The sequence below is a fragment of the Methanobrevibacter sp. genome (genome assembly GCF_045126245.1).
GTDB lineage: Archaea > Methanobacteriota > Methanobacteria > Methanobacteriales > Methanobacteriaceae > Methanocatella.
In genome coordinates this window covers 1-5,978 of sequence record NZ_JBGVOG010000052.1, presented here as the reverse complement: position 1 = coordinate 5,978, position 5,978 = coordinate 1, and the positions used below count along the sequence as shown (strand labels likewise).

The window sequence follows — 5,978 nt, the reverse complement described above, 5'->3', positions numbered from 1 at the left end:
AGGCATAGATAATTTAACTGATGTATCTGACCATATCGAACCGAAAACAAGAAAGATACCTGGTGTCGGTTATGTTTCACCTGAAACCGACGATCCGGTTGTTGTTGCAACAGTTGAGGATATCGAGCATGTTGGTATCATTGCTGGTGCGATGATTGGTGCTGCACTTGGAAATAAGAATACTTATTTGGTTAAAAGAGGAACAACATGTAATGTATTGCCCGGCAGTGTAATATTTTCAGCCACTGCGTTTATGAATGGAAATGTAATAGATTTGGCTGTTCCTTTTGAAAATAAAACAAGAATTTTGAGATAGGGGATAAATTATGATTTTATTAAATGAAGATACAAAATGTTTAGTTCAAGGAATTACCGGAAAACAAGGTTCATTCCATACAGAACAAATGTTAAATTACAATACTAATATTGTTGCAGGAATTACTCCCGGCAAAGGCGGTCAAAAATTTTTAGACCGGGTTCCAATTTTTAATTCAATTGAAGAAGCAAAAGAGGAAGTTGACATCAATGCTTCAATAATTTTTGTTCCTGCAAAATTCGCAAAAGATGCCGCATTTGAAGCAATAAGGCATTTGGATTTAGTTGTTATTATTTCTGAACACATACCTGTTCATGACAGTATGAAAATAATGGCATATGCAAAACAGATGGGAACAACCATTATAGGCCCAAACACTCCCGGAATCATTTCCCCGGGCATTGGTAAATTGGGTATCATGCCTACCCATATCTTTTCAGAAGGTAATGTGGGCGTTATTTCCAGAAGCGGTACCTTAACTTATGAGATTGCAAGTGAACTTACTAATGCGGGCATAGGTCAAAGTACAGCCGTAGGTATCGGTGGAGACCCGGTTACAGGTGACAATTACGTTGATATCTTAAAGAGATTTGAAAAAGACGATCAAACCGATGCTGTTGTATTGATTGGTGAAATAGGCGGTACTGCAGAAGAAAGGGCAGGTAAATACATTGCTGAGGATATGTCAAAACCTGTTGTATCTTATATTGCAGGAAGGACTGCACCTCCTGGCAAAAGAATGGGGCATGCAGGAGCTATTATCCAAGGAAATTCCGGTACTGTTGCAAGTAAAACAAAAGCTTTAAATGAAGCCGGTGTGGATGTGGCTAAAAAACCATCTGAAATTGTAGAATTGCTTAAAAAGGTTATGTAATGTCAAATCAGGAAATTATTGATAAATTATTAAATGGCGAAATGAAGCTTTATCAGGTTGACAAGCAAGTTAGCGCTAAGGAAGCGACTGATATCAGAAGAGAATTTTTAGAGCAAAAATACGGTATAAGCTTGCAGAACATTTCCAGCTATACTCTTGATATGGAAAGGGCATCAGCAAGAAATATTGAAAACTCTATCGGGATTTTACAGCTTCCAATGGGTATTGCAGGTCCTTTAAAAATCAATGGGGAATACTGCAACAGAGAGGTTTTTGTTCCTCTTGCAACTTCCGAAGGTGCGCTTGTTGCATCAATCAATAGGGGTGCATCAACCATTACTGCATCCGGAGGTGCAAATGCAAGGGTAATCTCTGATATTATGACTCGTGCACCGGCCATTAAGTGTGAAGGTGTGGGCGATGCTTTAAAAATCAAACAATGGTTTGTCGATAATTTCGCTGAGTTAAAAGAAATTGCTGAAAGCACTACCTCTCACGGTAAACTAATAAAAATTGACCCTATCTTAATTGTTGGTAGCTATGTTTATCCGCGCTTCGTTTTCTCAACTGGAGACAGTATGGGAATGAATATGGTAACAATAGCTTGTGAAAAAATATTGGACAAATTAGCACAAGACACTACAGCAACTCATCTGGCTTTGAGTGGTAATGTTTGCGTTGACAAGAAACCTGCCGCTATAAATATTGTTGAAGGAAGAGGAAAAAGCGTTATAGCGGACATTTTAATCCCAAAAGAAATTGTTGCAAAAAAGCTTAAGACCACAACTGAGATGATTGTTGAAGTTAATACAGTTAAAAACTTGATTGGTTCGGCTGCCAGTGGAAGCATGGCATTCAATGCACATTATGCGAATATGGTTGCAGCCATATTTTTAGCGACAGGTCAGGACGCCGCTCATGTCGTTGAAGGATCTTTAGGAATCACCACTGCAGAAAACAGAAACGGAGATTTATATTTCTCAGTTAACCTGCCGGATTTGCCTGTTGCCACTGTTGGTGGGGGAACCAGTTTGGAAGCGGCTCATGAAGGATTGGAAATTTTAGGTGTCGCCGGTTCAGGTAAGGCTCGTGAATTTGCTGAAATTGTTGCAAGTACGGTGCTTGCGGGTGAATTGTCTCTAGTTGGTGCAATAGCTGCAGGACATTTGGCAAAAGCTCATCAGGAGCATGGAAGAGGTTAATATGGATGATTTTTTAGATGAATTGTATCCTGAGATTACTCTTGAAACCGATGATATAATAATGACGATTTCAGTAAAAAAGGATTATTCTCAAATCGGAGATTTGGATAAAAGAAAAGAAGAGTTCATCAATGATTTAAAAGATTTTATTCATGAATTTGAGGAAACTCCAGAATCAGTTGACTTCATGAGATATTATGACGATTAGTATTTGGAGTCAATTTTCTCAAATACTTTTTTCACGTTTACTTTTGTTTCAAAACACCCTGTTTTTTCAAGCAAAACGCCTTGCGGACAAAAATCGGAGAGAAGCATCATCATTTGGTTTAAGTCTTCATGGCAGGCAACGCCGATTACGGCCTTAAACTTGTTTTCCATAACAATTTTTTTAACAAAACTTGATCCGGGAACAATATATAATTTATAGCCCATAGGTTCTGATTTCTTTTTGATGACTCCAATAGAGCACAGTCCACATTCTGTACAGTTCAAACCTTCTTTTTGAAGTGTCGCAGGACAGTCCTTGTGTCTTAAACAGTGCGGTAAGAAGATCAATGTCTTATCGGCAGGAATCTTTCTGAATTTATCCTTATTGATTTCATCCCTGACTTTAATGGCAATGTCATCAATCAGATGTTCATCCAATTTCAATACGCGGGCTATTGTTTTAAATGGGGAATATAATAAATCCACTACAAATAAAACAAATCTGGGGAATTTGATTTTGTTTTTTCTAGCTATCAACAATCCCAAAATAAGAACTATGATAAATAATATTACAATCAATACGGCTAAAAAAACTACTAACTGGCCTAAAAACATATAAAAGGAATCAATAAACATTATTTAACCTAAAATTTTTCAATACTATAGTTATCAATATCTTTATTCAATTTAACTCCGGTTGGGGTTTTAGTTATCTCAAGTCCGGACAAACTGTCGCAGGAGCACAATACGTCCTGTTCTGGGTGGGTTCCAGGGGTGATATTGCAGTTTAAGTTTACCCTTTCGCCAATTGATAAGACAGTTTCCAATCTTTTAGTTGATGGATGGTCTTTGTTTAAAATTACAAGCGGAGAAGATTCTTCTCTACTTAAATATGCCTGTGACCTGATGGCTCTCTTGTCTTTTTTAAAGTTAGAGACTGCAATCAAATCATCGGATTCTAAAAATTGAACTATCTCTTCATTATCTTGAGTTGCAATAAATAGCATTTTATTTTCGTATGCTACCTTAACGACTCCGACAATTCCGGTTTCACCTTCAAGAAATAGAATTTCATCATTTTTAAAATCAATGTTCATATGAATCAGTTAAAAAAAATAAAAATAGAGTAAATGTTTACTCTGCAAGTTCAACATTGTCGCTTTGGCAAGATGGACAAACTACTTTTTTTCCAAGACCTTTAAAGGAATTTCCACAGTCTTTGCAATGGTATTTTTTTGTTTTCAATTTTTTCAAATCAATGTCGGCCATTGGCCCTCCACTAGAACACATTTTAAATCACCTGTTATATTATATATAATATATAATATTAATAGTTTATTTTTTCTTTGAGCGAATTTATTTTTTCAATTGTTTTCTCATCTTTGGTTATTCCGTATAATAATTTATAATAGTAACCTGCTTGATTGAATAGTAAATTTTTCTCATATTCGCTACCTAATTTTTCTAAAGTTTCTATTATGAAAGGATTAACCCCAGGTTGTATGTTTTTGTTTTTTATTATCTCTTCGCATTCTTCGAAAGTTAATTCCAAATCCGGATTTTTTGTCTGGATGTAGGTAATTTCTGCATATGCAAGGGGGCTCATCTCATAGTTCATGCTGTATTTGAATAGTGCCAGTGCAGTCTCCATTTGATTCTCTTCAATGTAATAATAACCTAAATTTCGATAGCATCTTGCCACATCACTAGGATAATATGAATATTTCAATGCATTTGAAGTAAATATGAAAAACTTATTTAAGGTATATGTATGAATTTTATAGATTTCACTTAATTCCAATATGATTCTTGCGGATACCGGATTTATCCTTAAAGCTTTTTTTAGGTATATTTCAGACTTGTCCAATTGTTCGTCTTCTAAAAGTAAAAATCCATAAATATAATATAAGTCAAGCAAAGGCTGATTGTCAGGTATGTATCTGATGCTCTTTTTAGATCCGATATACTCATTGAATAATATTTCCTCTAAAGTGTTAGTGAAGAAATGATATTCGCTAACCGAATCATCTTCAAACATCGGAGGGTAAGTTTCAATGAACTTGTCAAGTGTTTCCAAAGCGGATTTATATTTTCCACTTTCAATATCAGGGGATATTTCGTTTAAGATATCCATTAGGGGATTTTCTTTTTCACTGATTTCTGCGAATTGCTTTTTTTCATCTTGAGAGAGGCAATCCCATATCATACGAGAAATTTCTCTAGTTATTTCAATGCTATATGGGTGGTCACGATATAAGTCAAGCTGACCAGTCAAATATCGTCTGTTCAAATCTTTGTTTTCGCCCAAATTGGATTTGATTTCTCTGATTATTTCTTCGTACATTAACACACCTAAAGTTAGTTTAATGGGTAATCTTTTTATATAACCTCAAACTATGTTAATATGTATAAAAACTTATTTTTATATTATTTTATTAAAAATTTAAAGGTGATTATGAAATGGCAAATCAACCAATATTCATCCTTCCTGAAGGGACTGAAAGATATTCAAAAAGAGATGCTTTAAGAATGAATATCACAGCGGCTAAAGTATTGGCAAATATTGTAAGAACTACTTTAGGTCCTAAAGGTATGGATAAAATGTTAGTTAGTTCATTGGGTGATGTTACTGTCACCAATGATGGTGCAACTATCATGAGAGAAATGGAAATTAATCAACCTGCAGCTAGAATGCTTGTTGAAACTGCTAAAAAACAAGAAGATATTGTTGGAGATGGAACAACTTCCGTTGTTGTTATTGCAGGTGAACTATTAAGTAAAGCTGAAGAATTACTGGATGATGGTATTGCAACATCTGTTGTTGTAAAAGGTTTTAGAAATGCAACTGCAAAAGCAATTGAAATCTTAAATGAAATTGCTATTGATGCAGATGATAAGGACACTCTTAAAAAGGTGGCTGTTACTGCAATGAGCGGTAAAGGTTCCGATTATGCGAAGGAACATTTGGCAGATTTGGTTGTAGAAGCTGCTTTAAGAATTGAAGAAGATGGTAAATCAGACATTGATAATATTAATATTCAAAGAGTTTCCGGTGATTCTGTAGAAGACTCATTTTTATCTGAAGGTATCGTAATTGATAAAGCTCCTTTATCCAAAAACATGCCAAAAGAAATTAAGGATGCTAAAATTGCTATCATGAAATATCCTATTGAATTGAAAGATATTAATACTGATGCAAAAATCGATATTACTAGCCCTGATCAATTTGAAGCTTTCTTGGCTCAAGAAGAACAAATGATTAAAGATTTGGTTAACAAAGTACTCGATTCCGGTGTAAATGTTTTATTCTGTCAAAAAGGTATTGATGATATGGCAGAACACTACTTGAAAAAAGCAGGAATCATGGCATTTAAAAGGG

General features: G+C 35.0%; 8 protein-coding genes and 1 pseudogene. 5 read left to right on the top strand and 4 right to left on the bottom strand.

The window, feature by feature from the left end:
- The 4 genes and pseudogenes from ACJMLZ_RS03940 to ACJMLZ_RS03925 all read left to right on the top strand — a co-directional run.
- Positions 1–316, top strand: a pseudogene (locus tag ACJMLZ_RS03940) (hypothetical protein); the annotation flags it as partial.
- A 10-nt stretch (positions 317–326) separates the two neighbouring features.
- A complete protein-coding gene (sucD, locus tag ACJMLZ_RS03935; protein WP_405304053.1) occupies positions 327–1,190 on the top strand; it encodes a succinate--CoA ligase subunit alpha in 864 nt (287 codons plus the stop codon).
- A complete protein-coding gene (gene hmgA / locus ACJMLZ_RS03930) occupies positions 1,190–2,392 on the top strand; it encodes a hydroxymethylglutaryl-CoA reductase (NADPH) (protein ID WP_405304052.1) in 1,203 nt (400 codons plus the stop codon). The genes sucD and hmgA overlap by 1 nt, the downstream gene beginning before the upstream one ends.
- 1 nt (position 2,393) lies before the next feature.
- A complete protein-coding gene (locus tag ACJMLZ_RS03925) occupies positions 2,394–2,600 on the top strand; it encodes a hypothetical protein (RefSeq protein WP_405304051.1) in 207 nt (68 codons plus the stop codon).
- Here ACJMLZ_RS03925 and ACJMLZ_RS03920 read toward each other — a convergent pair.
- The 4 genes from ACJMLZ_RS03920 to ACJMLZ_RS03905 are packed head-to-tail and all read right to left on the bottom strand — an operon-like array spanning position 2,597 to position 4,943.
- Entirely contained in the window at positions 2,597–3,235 is a 639-nt protein-coding gene (locus ACJMLZ_RS03920; RefSeq protein ID WP_405304050.1) for a DUF116 domain-containing protein, read from the bottom strand. The genes ACJMLZ_RS03925 and ACJMLZ_RS03920 overlap by 4 nt on opposite strands.
- Positions 3,236–3,243: 8 nt before the next feature.
- On the bottom strand, positions 3,244–3,696 hold the full coding sequence (locus ACJMLZ_RS03915; protein ID WP_405304049.1) for a hypothetical protein: 453 nt from the start codon (positions 3,694–3,696) through the stop codon (positions 3,244–3,246).
- 37 nt (positions 3,697–3,733) lie between these two features.
- On the bottom strand, positions 3,734–3,889 hold the full coding sequence (locus ACJMLZ_RS03910; protein ID WP_165814026.1) for a hypothetical protein: 156 nt from the start codon (positions 3,887–3,889) through the stop codon (positions 3,734–3,736).
- A gap of 37 nt (positions 3,890–3,926) precedes the next feature.
- Entirely contained in the window at positions 3,927–4,943 is a 1,017-nt protein-coding gene (locus ACJMLZ_RS03905) for a tetratricopeptide repeat protein (RefSeq protein ID WP_405304048.1), read from the bottom strand.
- A 116-nt stretch (positions 4,944–5,059) separates the two neighbouring features.
- Between ACJMLZ_RS03905 and thsB the strand changes: the two genes are divergently transcribed.
- Positions 5,060–5,978: thermosome subunit beta (thsB, locus tag ACJMLZ_RS03900; RefSeq protein WP_405304047.1), on the top strand; the 919-nt coding region annotated here is incomplete at its 3' end.